12 protein-coding genes and 2 pseudogenes are annotated in these 13,772 nt (G+C 71.5%); 5 read left to right on the top strand and 9 right to left on the bottom strand.

Going from position 1 to position 13,772, the window contains the following annotated elements:
- Nucleotides 1-44: 44 nt before the first annotated feature.
- From AC07DA_RS05800 to AC07DA_RS05785, 4 genes and pseudogenes are all read right to left on the bottom strand, one after another.
- A complete protein-coding gene (locus AC07DA_RS05800; protein WP_479124949.1) occupies nucleotides 45-2,549 on the bottom strand; it encodes an ATP-binding protein in 2,505 nt (834 codons plus the stop codon).
- Between the two features lie 266 nt (nucleotides 2,550-2,815).
- A complete protein-coding gene (locus AC07DA_RS05795) occupies nucleotides 2,816-3,139 on the bottom strand; it encodes an STAS domain-containing protein (RefSeq protein ID WP_003993003.1) in 324 nt (107 codons plus the stop codon).
- Between the two features lie 150 nt (nucleotides 3,140-3,289).
- Nucleotides 3,290-4,138, bottom strand: coding sequence for a 3-hydroxyacyl-CoA dehydrogenase family protein (locus tag AC07DA_RS05790; protein ID WP_479124947.1), 849 nt, complete (start codon nucleotides 4,136-4,138; stop codon nucleotides 3,290-3,292).
- 126 nt (nucleotides 4,139-4,264) lie between these two features.
- A pseudogene (locus tag AC07DA_RS05785) lies at nucleotides 4,265-4,501 on the bottom strand (TetR/AcrR family transcriptional regulator); the annotation flags it as partial.
- Here AC07DA_RS05785 and AC07DA_RS05780 point away from each other — a divergent pair.
- A pseudogene (locus tag AC07DA_RS05780) lies at nucleotides 4,494-5,035 on the top strand (ABC transporter permease); the annotation flags it as partial. The pseudogenes AC07DA_RS05785 and AC07DA_RS05780 sit on opposite strands and share 8 nt — an antisense overlap.
- 13 nt (nucleotides 5,036-5,048) lie before the next feature.
- On the top strand, nucleotides 5,049-5,621 hold the full coding sequence (locus tag AC07DA_RS05775) for a cob(I)yrinic acid a,c-diamide adenosyltransferase (RefSeq protein WP_479124945.1): 573 nt from the start codon (nucleotides 5,049-5,051) through the stop codon (nucleotides 5,619-5,621).
- A 52-nt stretch (nucleotides 5,622-5,673) separates the two neighbouring features.
- Here the strand turns inward: AC07DA_RS05775 and AC07DA_RS05770 are convergent, their stop codons facing one another.
- Entirely contained in the window at nucleotides 5,674-6,255 is a 582-nt protein-coding gene (locus AC07DA_RS05770) for a hypothetical protein (protein ID WP_479124943.1), read from the bottom strand.
- Nucleotides 6,256-6,407: 152 nt separating this feature from the next.
- Here AC07DA_RS05770 and AC07DA_RS05765 point away from each other — a divergent pair, with 152 nt between their 5' ends.
- The 3 genes from AC07DA_RS05765 (at nucleotide 6,408) to AC07DA_RS05755 (ending at nucleotide 10,199) form a co-directional block, all read left to right on the top strand.
- Complete coding sequence (locus AC07DA_RS05765) at nucleotides 6,408-7,601, top strand: sensor histidine kinase (protein ID WP_479124941.1); 1,194 nt, start codon at nucleotides 6,408-6,410, stop codon at nucleotides 7,599-7,601.
- The gene (locus AC07DA_RS05760) at nucleotides 7,598-8,239 is read left to right on the top strand and encodes a response regulator (protein WP_479124939.1); all 642 of its coding nucleotides are present in this window, start codon (nucleotides 7,598-7,600) and stop codon (nucleotides 8,237-8,239) included. Before AC07DA_RS05765 ends, AC07DA_RS05760 begins: the two co-directional genes overlap by 4 nt.
- 133 nt (nucleotides 8,240-8,372) lie before the next feature.
- Nucleotides 8,373-10,199: a glycosyl hydrolase family 18 protein gene (locus AC07DA_RS05755; protein WP_479124938.1), complete on the top strand. Its 1,827-nt coding sequence runs from the start codon at nucleotides 8,373-8,375 to the stop codon at nucleotides 10,197-10,199.
- Between the two features lie 100 nt (nucleotides 10,200-10,299).
- Here the strand turns inward: AC07DA_RS05755 and AC07DA_RS05750 are convergent, their stop codons facing one another.
- From AC07DA_RS05750 to AC07DA_RS05735, 4 genes are all read right to left on the bottom strand, one after another.
- The gene (locus AC07DA_RS05750; RefSeq protein WP_479124936.1) at nucleotides 10,300-10,746 is read right to left on the bottom strand and encodes a DUF2550 domain-containing protein; all 447 of its coding nucleotides are present in this window, start codon (nucleotides 10,744-10,746) and stop codon (nucleotides 10,300-10,302) included.
- Nucleotides 10,747-10,876: 130 nt separating this feature from the next.
- Nucleotides 10,877-11,254, bottom strand: a complete 378-nt coding sequence (locus AC07DA_RS05745) for a F0F1 ATP synthase subunit epsilon (RefSeq protein WP_094055913.1) — start codon at nucleotides 11,252-11,254, stop codon at nucleotides 10,877-10,879.
- A gap of 133 nt (nucleotides 11,255-11,387) precedes the next feature.
- Nucleotides 11,388-12,836: a F0F1 ATP synthase subunit beta gene (gene atpD, locus AC07DA_RS05740; protein WP_479124934.1), complete on the bottom strand. Its 1,449-nt coding sequence runs from the start codon at nucleotides 12,834-12,836 to the stop codon at nucleotides 11,388-11,390.
- Between the two features lie 3 nt (nucleotides 12,837-12,839).
- Nucleotides 12,840-13,754, bottom strand: a complete 915-nt coding sequence (locus tag AC07DA_RS05735; RefSeq protein ID WP_479124933.1) for a F0F1 ATP synthase subunit gamma — start codon at nucleotides 13,752-13,754, stop codon at nucleotides 12,840-12,842.
- Between the last annotated feature and the right edge of the window lie 18 nt (nucleotides 13,755-13,772).

Raw genomic sequence — 13,772 nt, 5'->3', positions numbered from 1 at the left:
GCCGGGTCCGCCGAGCGGACCCGGCCTCGTCGTGCGCACGGGCGTCAGATCATCTGGGTGGAGCTGCTCGGCGACCCCGGACCGCCGTCCTCCGGCGCGCTCGCCGTGGTGCTGGCGGGGGCGCTGGAGGCCGGCCCGCTCGCCGAGTCCGACGTGGACGGCGAGGACGGCGGGTCGGAGGTCGGGGGCTCCGAGGTGGGCGGCTCGGAGGTCGGCGGCTCCGACGTGGGCGGCTCGGACGTCGTCGGCGGCTTGGACGTGGTGGGCGGCTTCGACGAGGACGGCGGCTTGGACGAGGACGGGGGCCTGGAGGACGACGGCGACGTCGACGGCGAGGCGGAGCCGCTCGGGTCCGCCGAGCCGCTCGGGGAGCCGGTCGGGGTCGGGTCGTCCGAGGTGCCGGGCGTGCCGTCCGGGCCCGGGTCGGTCGGGCGGCCGGTCGCCGCGCCGGGACCGCCGCCGTCGTTGGCCGCCGGGTCGGCGCCCAGGCTGCCGTCGCCCGCGCCCTGGCTGGCCGAGGGGTTGACGCCGACCCGGTCGGACGGCGTGTTCGGCTCGTTGTCGGAGGTGGCGCCGAGCGTCACGACCGTGCCGAGCACGGCGACGAGCAGGGCGCCCGCGCCGGCGGCCACGAGGTTGCGCCGGGCCAGCCCCTTCAGCCCGCCCCGGGCCTTGCGCGAGGGCGAGGGCGAGCTGCGGTGGGTGATCAGGGCCGGGGCCGTGGGGGGCTGGAGCGTGGGGAAGGCCGCCGGGACACCGCCGGCCGGGGACGCCGACTCCTCGTACCGGGCGTCGGGCACCTCCTCCGCCGCGGTCGGCCCGAGTTCGATCGGCGTGCCCGCGCGGTCGGCGACCAGGGCGAGGGCGCGCCGGCCCGCGACGGTGCCGCGCTTGTCGGAGAGGGCGCCCCGCAGGCCGAGGGAGGTCTCGAGTTCGCTGCGGGCCCGGTCCAGCCGGCCGCCGCACAGGGCGAGGACGCCGAGCTCGTGGTGGAAGTAGGCCTCTTCGGCGACGTCGCCGGCGAGCCGGGCGGCCTCGGCACCGGCGCGCAGGGTCCGCTCCCAGGCGCTCCAGTGCAGTCCGGCGGCGAAGGCGGGCGCGGCGGTGCGGGCCAGGTGGACGGCCGCGCTCTCCTCGCCCTCGGCGGGCGGGGTGGTGAGCGGTCCGAGCACGGTGAGGGCGGCGAGGAGCGCGTCGGCCTCGGCGCACACGCGTTCGGGGGTGACCGAGGGGTGCCCGGCCCACCAGGAGTAGTGCTGGGCGGCGCTGCGGGCGCCGGCCTCGGCCTCGTCGGCGTATCCGGCGGCCTCCAGCTGCGCGGGGACGCCCGCGGCGAGCCGGTAGCGGGAGCCGACCGCGGAGACCAGTCCGCAGGCGGCCAGTTCGCCGAGCGCGGCGTCCGCGTGGGTGTCGCCGACCAGGGCGGGCAGGTGCGCCTGGTGCGGGATCTCGCCGTCGAGGGCGACGGCGAACCGCAGGGTGGCCCGCGCGGAGGCGCTCAGCCGGGAGGCGAGCAGTGGCGCGGGCGCGGCGGCCTCGCCCAGTGAGGGCAGCGGCACGTCGTCGGCGAGGTCGTAGGGGCCGGCGGCGTCGGCCGGGGGCGCGTCCTCGAAGACGCCGAACTCGTCGACGGCTCCGGCACCGGCGCGCAGCCGGTCGCGCTGCCGCAGCAGGGCGCCGGCCTGGACGAAGCGCAGGGGCAGTCCCTCGGACTCGAACCAGAGGTCGCCCGCCCAGTTGGCCTCTTCCTCGGTGAGGGGCCGGCCGACGGCGTGCTCCAGCAGGTCGAGTCCGTCCGCGCGCTCCAGGCCGCCGAGGAGGACCTCCTCGATCGCGGCCTCGGCGGACGGGGCGGGCACGTCCGGGGTGGCGCCCAGCAGGAAGGCGCACTCGGGGGTGGCGTCGAGCAGCTCGTCGAGCGCGGCGCCGCCGAACTGCAGGTCGTCGAGGACGACGACGGCGCCGATCTCCCGGAGGTGGGTGACCAGTTCGTCCCGGTCGGGGCGGTGCAGGGGGGCGTTGTACACCGCGTGGAACAGGTCGTACAGAAGATCGGCCGAGGTGCGGCCGAAGCCGTTGAGGCGGACCACCCCGTCCGGGGCGAGGTCCGCGCAGTCCTCGGCGACGGTGTCCAGCAGCCGGGTGCGGCCGGAGCCGGCCGGGCCGGTCAGGCGGACGGAGCGGCCGCGGGCGAGCAGGCGCACCAGTCGCTCGCGTTCGTCCTGCCGGGCGAGCAGCGGCAGGGCGGGCTGCGCGGGCCCGGGCGGGACGGGGGGCCGGGCCGCCCGCTCGGCCTCGGCGCGTTCGGCCGCGGTGAGCTTCACCGGCCGGGCGGGCCGTTCGACGGGCGGGCAGACCTCTATCTCGCTGCCGTCGACGGGGTTGACCGTCAGCAGGAAGTCGCCGGAGACGAGCTGCACCGTGCGGGCGAGCGCGGGCGCGTGCTGTCCGAAGTCGGGTGTGAGGGATTCCCGGGGCGGGCGCTGGCGCGGCCCCTGGCCGTCGCCCTCGTGGCCGTACTCCTCGGGTCCCCGGGTGTTCGGATCCATAGGTCAAGCCCCCCAAAAGCGGGTGTGTGCTGTGAAAGCCCCTCCCGGCCTTGCTGCACACCGCGCTGTCGCTTCTGGTCCGGGCCCGCTGGAAGGGTGTCGTGGCAGCGGGCAGCCGAACCCTAAACCTTCGCACAGTATCTACGACAGTCCGGGGTACCGCGCCGTCCGTAACGTCACGGTCTCGTGAGGATTGTGCGCGTCGCACGGTTCGACGACGTCCGTCCGGGTCTCCCCGGGCGCCGGGTTCACACGCGTACGCGCGGTCACACGCGGGGCAGTGTCTCCACCCCGATGCCCCCCTCGATCGCCAGGATCCGGTGCAGGCGCGTGGCCACCAGCAGGCGCTGCATCTGCGGCGGTACCCCGCGCAGCACCAGGCGCCGGCCGCAGCGGCCGGCCCGCCGGTGGGCGCCCATGATCACACCCAGGCCGGTGGCGTCCCAGGAGTCCAGTTCGGACAGGTCGAGCACGAGGTCACCGACTCCGTCGTCGACGGCCGAGTGCAGGACCGTACGGGCGTCCGCCGCGCTCCGGACGTCGAGGCGGCCCCCGACGACCAGCTCGGCGTGGTCGCCCCTGATGTGCATATGCGCTCCCCGTGCGTGCGAATCGTGCTCCGCGTTCTGGTTTTGGGTGATGCAACCTCTGACTGCGTGGAGGAGTCAGAGGTTGCTTCTTGTAAGCGAACCGATACCGAATTCACCCGTGGGTGTGATGACCCTCGGGCATGTGCGGTTTCAGTGCTTGTAGAAGCCCTGCCCGCTCTTGCGTCCGATGTCACCGGCGTCAACCATCCGGCGCATCGACTCGGGAGCCGCGAACTTCTCGTCCTGGGACTCGGTGTAGATGTTGCTCGTGGCGTGCAGCAGGATGTCGACGCCCGTCAGGTCCGCCGTCGCCAGCGGGCCCATGGCGTGGCCGAAGCCGAGCTTGCAGGCGAGGTCGATGTCCTCGGCGCTGGCCACGCCCGACTCGTGCAGTTTCGCCGCCTCGACGACGAGGGCGCAGATGAGACGGGTCGTCACGAAGCCGGCCACGTCGCGGTTGACGACGATGCAGGTCTTGCCGACCGACTCGGCGAACTCCCGGGCGGTGGCGAGGGTTTCGTCGCTGGTCTTGTAGCCGCGGACGAGTTCGCACAGCTGCATCATCGGCACCGGCGAGAAGAAGTGCGTGCCGACGACCCGCTCGGGACGCTCCGTCGCGGCCGCGATCTTGGTGATCGGGATGGCTGAGGTGTTCGAGGCGAGGATCGCAGAGTCCTTCACGATCTTGTCGAGCGTGCGGAAGATCTCGTGCTTGACTTCCAGCTTCTCGAACACGGCCTCGACGACCACGTCCGCGTCGGCCGCGGCGTCCAGGTCGGTGGTCGCGGTGATGCGGGCGAGGGCGGCGTCGGCGTCGTGCGCCTCCAGCTTGCCCTTGGCGACGAACTTGTCGTACGACGCCTTGATGCCGTCGGTGCCCCGCTTGAGCGCCTCGTCGGTGACGTCGCGCAGGACGACGTCCCAGCCCGCCTGAGCGGAGACCTGGGCGATGCCGGATCCCATGAGGCCGGCCCCGATGACGGCGAGCTTCCGTGCCACTGTGCGACTCCCCTGACGCGCTGTTTGTGTCTGCCTCTCGGGCGGACACTAGCGCTCGTGAGGGCCCGTGTGACCAGTAAGTAATGCGCGTCACGTCTCACATGACGGACATCACACCGGCGAGGGTCATTCCGCGCCACGGACGGCGTAGTTGAGTACCTGCTCGTTCAACAGGCCCTCGATGTCGTCGAGGAGCCGGAGCATCTCCCGGGACACTTCGCCCGGGTTGCGCCCCTGGGCCATCTCACGGCCGATGGAGACGAAGAGGGTGCCGTGGACCCAGCAGATCTGACCGGCGATCAGCCCCGGCAGCGGGTCGCCGGCACCGGCGCCGGTCTCCTCACGGAGGGTCGCCTCCGGGTTCGCCGGCTTCACGATCATCCTGGAGAAGGGCAGGGGGTGGTCGAGCGGATGCGGGTCACCCCGGTCAGCCGGCTGGCCCTGCTGCTCGGGCGGATGCTGCGGGAGGCCACGGTCTTCGTCTTCCAGGCGGTGCTGCTGGTACTGACGGCGGTGGCGATGGGCCTGCGGGCGCCGCTGGCCGGCGTGCTGATCGGCTTCGGCTTCGTCGCGCTGCTCACCGTGTCGCTGTCGGCGCTGTCGTACGCGCTGGCGATGAAGCTGAGCACACCGCAGGGGTTCGGCCCGACGGTCAACGCGCTCACGATGCCCTCGATGCTCCTGTCCGGCCTGATGCTGCCGATGTCCCTGGGCCCGGCGTGGCTCGACGCCCTGTCGCACCTCATGCCGTTCCGCTATCTGGTGGACGCGGTGCGAGACGCCTACGTCGGCAGTTACGCCACGGCCGACATGCTGTACGGCGTCCTGGTGGCCCTCGGCCTGGCCGCGCTGTCCGTGACGGTGGGCACACGCGTGTTCCGATCCGCCGGAGCGTAACTACGCTGGCCGCATGGTCAATCTGACGCGCATCTACACCAGGACCGGTGACCAGGGCACGACCGCCCTCGGCGACATGAGCCGGGTCGCCAAAACGGACCTGCGGATCTCGGCGTACGCCGACGCCAACGAGGCGAACGCCGTGATCGGCACGGCGATCGCGCTGGGCGGCCTGGACGAGGAGGTCGTCAAGGTCCTCACCCGCGTGCAGAACGACCTGTTCGACGTGGGCGCGGACCTGTCGACGCCGGTGGTGGAGAACCCGGAGTTCCCGCCGCTGCGGGTCGAGCAGTTCTACATCGACCGGCTGGAGGCGGACTGCGACCGCTTCAACGAGCGGCTCGAGAAGCTGCGCTCCTTCATCCTCCCGGGCGGTACGGCGGGTGCGGCCCTGCTGCACCAGGCCTGCACGGTGGTCCGCCGGGCGGAGCGCTCCACCTGGGCGGCCCTGGAGGCCCACGCCGACACGATGAACCCCCTGACGGCGACCTACCTCAACCGCCTCTCCGACCTCCTGTTCATCCTGGCCAGGACGGCGAACAAGGAGACCGGGGACGTGCTGTGGGTGCCGGGCGGGGAGCGCTAGCTTCCGGTCGGGAACGTGACGGCACCTCCTGTCGCGTACTGCTTGGCCTTGCTCATCGGGGGAGCCTCTCCTTCGGGTCGGTGACCGCCTCCGGCGCGCCCGCGGGGGCCTTCCGCGGCCAGATCAGATAGCTCAGCGCGACCAGTCCGTGGATCCCGGCCGCACGCCAGGCCACGTAGCGCCAGCTCTCCAGGGAGGTCACGCGGCCCGGGTCGTCCACGTACCAGATGGCGAGCTGCAGGAGCGCGGTCGCGACGGCGGCGCCCAGCAGCGTGCCCATCCAGACCTTGCCCTCGTGACGCGCCCGGGCCAGGCCGTACTGCGGCGGCTTCCGGGGCGGCGGGGCGCCGCCGAAGCGGTGGGCCGCGTGCCCGTCGAGCCACTTCACGGTGCGGTGGCCGTGGCCCACGGTGTAGCCGATGTACAGCGCGGCCAGTCCGTGCGTCCAGTCGGGTTCCGCGCCGTTCTTCAGGTCCAGCGCGGTGGCGACCAGCAGGACGACCTCCAGCAGCGGCTCGCACAGCAGCAGCGCCAGCCCCGTGCGCGGCATGCGCAGCAGGTAGCGGAAGGCCAGTCCGGCCGCCAGCAGCACCCAGAAGCCGATCTCACAGGCGGCGATCAAGGCGACGATCACGGTTCGCTCCTCTCGGTCACCCTTCCAGGCTCCCGGGCGGTGCGGCCGGAATCGTCGTCGCGACTGACGAACCCCCGGTACATCGAAAGATGCAGTCCAGGACCCTGCGCGGGGATCAGGCGCGGGGCGCGGCGGCCGTGTTGGATGGTGCCATGGCCGTACGACTCCCCCGCCCCCGCCGCTTCGACGTGCACGTCGCGCTGGGCGGACTGCTGGGCGGGCTGCTGCTGTGGGGCGTCGGCCTGGCCACCCGTCCGCACACCGAGCCGTACGTGCTGCTGCCCGGGCGCTGGCCCCTGCTGCTGCCGCTCGTCGTGATGGCGGGCTGCGAGCTGCTGCGCCGCAGCGCCCCGCGCGCCGCCCTGCTGATCGGCACGCCCGCCCTGGTGCTGGACCTCCTCACCCAGGGCAGCCTGGTCACCATCCTGATGTACACCGACCTGATGTACGCGGCCGTCCTGTACGGGCCGTCCGCCTCGGCCCACCGCATCCCGCGCGTCACCGGGCTGCTCACGGTGGCCGGGACCGTGGTGCCGTTCGCGGTCTGGCGCGAGCCGGAGGCGCTGCTCATCGGCGTGGTCACCGGCCTGGTCACCTTCGGGCCCGCCGCCACCGGCCTGATCGTCCGCAACCACCGCGACGCCGCCGAGGCGGCCCGGCTGCGCGCCGAGCAGACCGCGCTGCTCGCCGAGCTGGACCGCGCCCAGGCCGTCACCGCCGAGCGGGCCCGGATGGCCCGCGAACTGCACGACATGGTCGCCAACCACCTCTCGGCCATCGCCATCCACTCCACGGCCGCGCTCTCCCTCCAGGACGCCAGGACCTCGCAGGAGGCGCTGGTGGTCATCCGCGAGAACAGCGTGGCGGGTCTCGCCGAGATGCGGCGGCTCATCGGGATCCTCCGGGACTCCAGCGGCGACACCGAGCCGGTGGCCGCCCCCACCCTCGACGGACTGACCGCCCTGGTGGAGAACGCGCGCACCAACGGCCTCGACGTCCTCCTCGACGCCACCCCCGGCACGGTCCCGGCGCCCGTGGAACTCGCCGCCTACCGCATCGTCCAGGAGTCCCTCACCAACGCCCTCAAGCACGCCGGCGCCGGCCGGGTCGCCGTGTCCCTGGCCCGGCGCGACGGTGCCCTCACGGTCGAGGTGACCAGCCCCTACGGCGACCGGGACGGCCCCACCGCTCCCGGCTCGGGCGCCGGGCTGGTCGGCATGCGCGAGCGTGCCGCGCTGCTGGACGGCACCTTCGAGGCCGGCCCCGAGGACTCGCCGGACGGCAAGGTCTGGGCCGTCCGCGCGACCCTTCCCGTCACCGACACCGCCGAAGGAGACACCGCATGATCCGCGTCCTGGTCGCCGAGGACCAGTCGGCCGTGCGCGCCGGCCTGGTCCTCATCCTGCGCAGCGCTCCCGACATCGAGGTGGTCGGCGAGGCGGCGGACGGCGAGCAGGCGGTGGCGCTCGCCCGCGAGCTGCGGCCCGACCTGGTGCTGATGGACATACAGATGCCGCGTCTGGACGGGGTGTCGGCAACCCGGCAGGTCGTCGCGGAACGGCTCGCGGACGTGCTGGTGCTGACCACCTTCGACCTCGACGAGTACGTCTTCGGGGCGCTGCGCGCGGGCGCGTCCGGCTTCCTGCTGAAGAACACCGAGGCGCGGGACCTGCTGGAGGCGGTGCGGACGGTGGCACGCGGGGAGGGGCTGATCGCCCCGGCGGTCACCCGGCGGCTGATCGCGGAGTTCGCCGCGAAGCCCGCCCGGGAGCCCGCGGCCGACCCGGCGGCGCTGGAACGGCTGACCCGGCGCGAGCGCGAGGTGCTGTCCTGCCTGGGCGAGGGCCTGTCCAACGCGGGCATCGCCGAGCGGCTCGACATGGCGGAGGCGACGGTGAAGACGCACGTCAGCCGCCTGCTGGGCAAGCTGGAGCTGCGCAGCCGGGTGCAAGCGGCGGTGCTCGCGCAGGAGTTGGGGATCTGACCCGCCACGGACCGGCACAGGTCAAGGTGGTCCAGACCTATTGACCGGTGGTCCAGACCTTTCTATTCTCACCGCACCATGAGTGGCGTGAGGCTCAGTCACGCCCCCCACAACTCCATCAAGGAGGCGCAGCATGCGCTTCAGACACAGAGCCGCGGCAGGGTTCGCGACCCTGTTGCTCCCCTTCGCCGGCCTCGTCGGCCTGGCGAGCCCGGCCCAGGCCGCGACGTCCGCCACCGCGACGTACGCCAAGACCCAGGACTGGGGCTCCGGCTTCGAGGGCAAGTGGACGGTGAAGAACACCGGCACCACCACCATCAGCTCCTGGACCGTCGAGTGGGACTTCCCCTCCGGCACCTCCGTCACCTCCGCCTGGGACGCCGACGTCACCTCCTCCGGCTCCCACTGGACCGCGAAGAACAAGTCCTGGAACGGCAGCCTCGCCCCCGGCGCCTCCGTCACCTTCGGCTTCAACGGCTCCGGCTCCGGCTCCCCCGCCAACTGCAAGCTCAACGGCGGCAGCTGCGACGGCGGCACCACCCAGCCCGGCGACAGCGCCCCGAGCGCCCCCGGCACCCCGACCGCCTCCGGCATCACCGACACCTCGGTGAAGCTGACCTGGTCCGCCGCCACCGACGACAAGGGCGTCAAGAACTACGACGTCCTGCGCGACGGCACCAAGGTCGCCACCGTGACGACGACCTCGTACACGGACACCGGCCTGACCAAGGGCACGGACTACTCCTACTCGGTCCAGGCCCGGGACACCGCCGACCAGACCGGCCCGGTCAGCGGCTCCGTCCGCGTCCGCACCACCGGCGGCACCACCGAGCCCCCGCCCACCGGCGACAAGATCAAGCTCGGTTACTTCACCGAGTGGGGCGTCTACGGCCGCAACTACCACGTCAAGAACCTCGTGACGTCGGGCACCGCGTCGAAGATCACCCACATCAACTACGCGTTCGGCAACGTCAAGAACGGTCAGTGCACCGTCGACGACACCTACGCCGCCTACGACAAGGCCTACACGGCCGACCAGTCCGTCAGCGGCACCGCCGACACCTGGGACCAGCCGCTGCGCGGCAACTTCAACCAGCTGCGCCAGCTGAAGGCGAAGTACCCGCACATCAAGGTGCTGTACTCCTTCGGCGGCTGGACCTACTCCGGCGGCTTCGGCCAGGCCGCGCAGAACGCGGCCGCGTTCGCCAAGTCCTGCAAGGCCGTCGTGGAGGACCCGCGCTGGGCCGACGTCTTCGACGGCATCGACATCGACTGGGAGTACCCGAACGCCTGCGGCCTGACCTGTGACACGTCCGGCCCGGCGGCCTTCAAGACCCTCTCCCAGGCCCTGCGGAACGAGTTCGGCCCGAACTACCTCGTCACCGCGGCCATCACCGCCGACGGCTCCGACGGCGGCAAGATCGACGCGGCCGACTACGGCGGCGCCGCGCAGTACCTCGACTGGTACAACGTGATGACGTACGACTACTTCGGCGCCTTCGACAAGGACGGCCCGACCGCCCCGCACTCCCCGCTCACCTCGTACCCGGGGATCCCGCAGGCGGGCTTCAACTCGGCCGACGCGATCGCCAAGCTCAAGGCCAAGGGCGTCCCGTCCGCGAAGCTGCTGCTCGGCATCGGCTTCTACGGCCGCGGCTGGACCGGCGTCACCCAGTCCGCCCCGGGCGGCTCGGCGACCGGCGCGGCTCCGGGCACGTACGAGGCGGGCATCGAGGACTACAAGATCCTGAAGAACTCCTGCCCGGCCACCGGCACGATCGCCGGCACGGCGTACGCCCACTGCGGCAGCAACTGGTGGTCCTACGACACCCCGGCGACCATCGCGGGCAAGATGAACTGGGCCAAGAACCAGGGCCTGGGCGGCGCGTTCTTCTGGGAGTTCAGCGGAGACACCGCGAACGGAGAACTCGCGACCGCGATCGACAGCGGCCTGAAGTAGACCGCTTCAAAGAAAAGTTCTAAGGGCCACAGGCCCTAGGCGACATTGACGCTCCCCCAGACTTCGTCCGGGGGGACCCCCACCCAGCGGGTGAACGTGGCTACGCCACGTTCACCCGCTGTCCGGGCGGGGCTGCCTCAAGCCACGCGAGGAAACCGGTCAGCGCGTCTTCGCTCATCGCGAGCTCCAGACGCGTGCCCCGGTGCAGACAGGCCAGGATCACATGGTCGGAGATGAGCGCCAGCTCCTCCTCGCCCTCCGGGACCCGGCGGCCGGCCACCTCGATCGAGGACCGCTCCAGCACGCGGCGCGGGCGCGGCGAGTACGAGAAGACACGGAACCACTCGACGCGGTCGCCGTTGTACCGGGCCACCCCGTACGCCCAGCCCTTGCCGTTCGGTTCGCTCCGCTCGGGGACGTCCCAGCGCAGGCTGGCGTCGAAGGTGCCGCCCGAGCGCTGGATGAGCCGGCGGCGCAGCCCGAAGACGAACAGGCCCACCACCACGAGGCCCACCACGATTCCGCACACAGTCAGAGCGAGGACCATCGACACCGACCTCCTCGTCTCCTAGGTAACGGAACGTAAAAAACACCCACATCCACCTCAGCCGCGGCCGGGTCCGGATCTCTCCGGTACCCAGCCGCGGCTGAGTGACGTCTTCACACGGCGGGCGCGGTCAGCGCGCCGCCGTCGCCGCCCGCAGACGGACGTCCGCGCGGCGCTGGGCCTCCGCGTCGTCCTCCGCCTTCGCGCGCTCCAGCTCCCGCTCCGCGCGCTGGACGTCGATCTCGTCCGACAGCTCGGCGACCTCCGCCAGCAGCGACAGCTTGTCGTCGGCGAACGAGATGAATCCGCCGTGCACCGCGGCGACGACCGTCCCGCCGTCGCTCGTGCGGATGGTCACCGGGCCCGACTCCAGCACACCGAGCAGCGGCTGGTGACCGGGCATGACGCCGATGTCGCCGGACGTGGTGCGCGCGACGACCAGGGTGGCCTGGCCGGACCAGACCTCACGGTCGGCCGCGACCAGCGCGACGTGCAGCTCAGCAGCCAAGGGTGGCTCCTCGGGTCACCACCCGGCGGGGGTGCCGGGTGTTGGTTACAAGTCTAATGGGCGTGACGAAGGGGGCGGGACGTTCCCCGCCCCCTCCGCCGTGAGCACGAGGCTCACATGTCGAGCGCGAGGCTCAGGAGACGCCCAGCTCCTTCGCGTTCTTCTTCAGGTCCTCGAGACCACCGCACATGAAGAACGCCTGCTCCGGGAAGTGGTCGTACTCGCCGTCGCAGATCGCGTTGAACGCGGCGATCGACTCGTCCAGCGGCACGTCCGAACCGTCCACGCCGGTGAACTGCTTGGCGGCGTGCGTGTTCTGGGACAGGAAGCGCTCCACGCGACGGGCACGGTGGACGACGAGCTTGTCCTCCTCGCCGAGCTCGTCGATACCGAGGATCGCGATGATGTCCTGCAGGTCCTTGTACTTCTGCAGGATGTTCTTCACGCGCATCGCGGCGTTGTAGTGGTCCGCCGAGATGTACCGCGGGTCGAGGATGCGGGACGTCGAGTCCAGCGGGTCCACGGCCGGGTAGATGCCCTTCTCGGAGATCGGACGGGAGAGCACCGTCGTCGCGTCGAGGTGGGCGAAGGTGGTGGCCGGGGCCGGGTCGGTCAGGTCGTCCGCGGGGACGTAGATCGCCTGCATCGAGGTGATCGAGTGACCACGGGTCGAGGTGATGCGCTCCTGGAGGATGCCCATCTCGTCGGCCAGGTTCGGCTGGTAGCCCACCGCGGAGGGCATGCGGCCGAGCAGGGTCGACACCTCGGAACCGGCCTGGGTGAAGCGGAAGATGTTGTCGATGAAGAACAGCACGTCCTGCTTCTGGACGTCACGGAAGTACTCCGCCATCGTCAGACCGGCCAGGGCCACGCGCAGACGGGTGCCCGGGGGCTCGTCCATCTGGCCGAAGACCAGGGCGGTCTTGTCCAGAACGCCGGACTCCTCCATCTCCGCGATGAGGTCGTTGCCCTCACGGGTGCGCTCGCCGACGCCCGCGAAGACGGAGACGCCCTCGTGGAGGTTGGCGACACGCATGATCATTTCCTGGATCAGCACGGTCTTGCCGACACCGGCACCACCGAACAGACCGATCTTGCCGCCCTTGACGTACGGGGTGAGCAGGTCGACGACCTTCAGGCCCGTCTCGAACATCTCGGTCTTCGACTCGAGCTGGTCGAACGCGGGGGCCTTGCGGTGGATGGGCCAGCGCTCGCCCGTGTGGACCTCGTCGCTGTTCAGCACCTCACCGAGGGTGTTGAACACCTTGCCCTTGGTGAAGTCGCCGACCGGGACGGTGATGCCCGCACCGGTGTCGACGACCGGGGCCTGGCGGACCAGGCCGTCGGTGGGCTGCATGGAGATGGCGCGGACCAGGCCGTCACCCAGGTGCTGGGCGACCTCCAGGGTCAGCGTCTTCTTCTCGCCCGCCAGCGCCGGGTCGGCGACCTCGACGTGGAGGGCGTTGTAGATCTCGGGCATCGCGTCGACGGGGAACTCCACGTCGACGACCGGGCCGATGACCCGCGCGACGCGGCCAGTGGCCACGCCAGCAGGAGCGGTCGGCTCAACAGTGGTGGTCATTTGTCAGTCACTCCCCGCGGTCGCGTCGGCCAGGGCACTGGCGCCACCGACGATCTCGCTGATTTCCTGGGTGATTTCGGCCTGGCGGGCCTGGTTGGCAAGCCGGGTGAGCGTCTCGATGAGCTCGCCGGCGTTGTCGGTGGCCGACTTCATCGCGCGCCGCGTGGCGGCGTGCTTGGAGGCGGCCGACTGGAGCAGCGCGTTGTAGACGCGGCTCTCCACGTAACGCGGCAGCAGGGCGTCCAGGACGTCCTCCGCCGAGGGCTCGAAGTCGAACAGCGGGAGGATCTCGCCCTTGGGCTTGGCCTCCTGCTCGACCTCCTCGAGGCTGAGCGGCAGGAGCCGGGCCTCGATCGCCGTCTGCGTCATCATCGACACGAACTCGGTGTAGACGATGTGGAGCTCGTCCACGCCGCCCTCGGCCGTCTCCGTCTCGATGGCCTCGATCAGCGGTGCCGCGACCTTCTTGGCGTCCGCGTACGACGGGTCGTCGGTGAAGCCCGTGAACGACTCCGCGATCTTGCGCTCGCGGAAGTTGTAGTGGGCGACACCACGGCGGCCGACGATGTAGTTGACGACCTCCTTGCCCTCGGCCTCGAGCTTCGCCGTGAGCTTCTCCGCGGCCTTGATGGCGTTGGAGTTGAAGGCGCCGGCCAGACCGCGGTCGCTCGTGAGGAGCAGGACCGCGGCACGGGTCGGGTTCTCCGGCTCCGTCGTCAGCGGGTGCTTGGTGTTGCTACCGGTGGCGACCGCCGTGACCGCCCGGGTGAGCTCGGTCGCGTACGGGGTGGAGGCCGCCACCTTGCGCTGCGCCTTGACGACGCGCGAGGCGGCGATCATCTCCATCGCCTTGGTGATCTTCTTGGTCGCGGTGACGGATCGGATGCGACGCTTGTAGACCCGGAGCTGGGCTCCCATGAGTCAGGTCCCTTCCGT

The organism is Streptomyces sp. NPDC044921, assembly GCF_056432865.1.
This window is presented reverse-complemented; position numbering and strand designations above follow the sequence as displayed.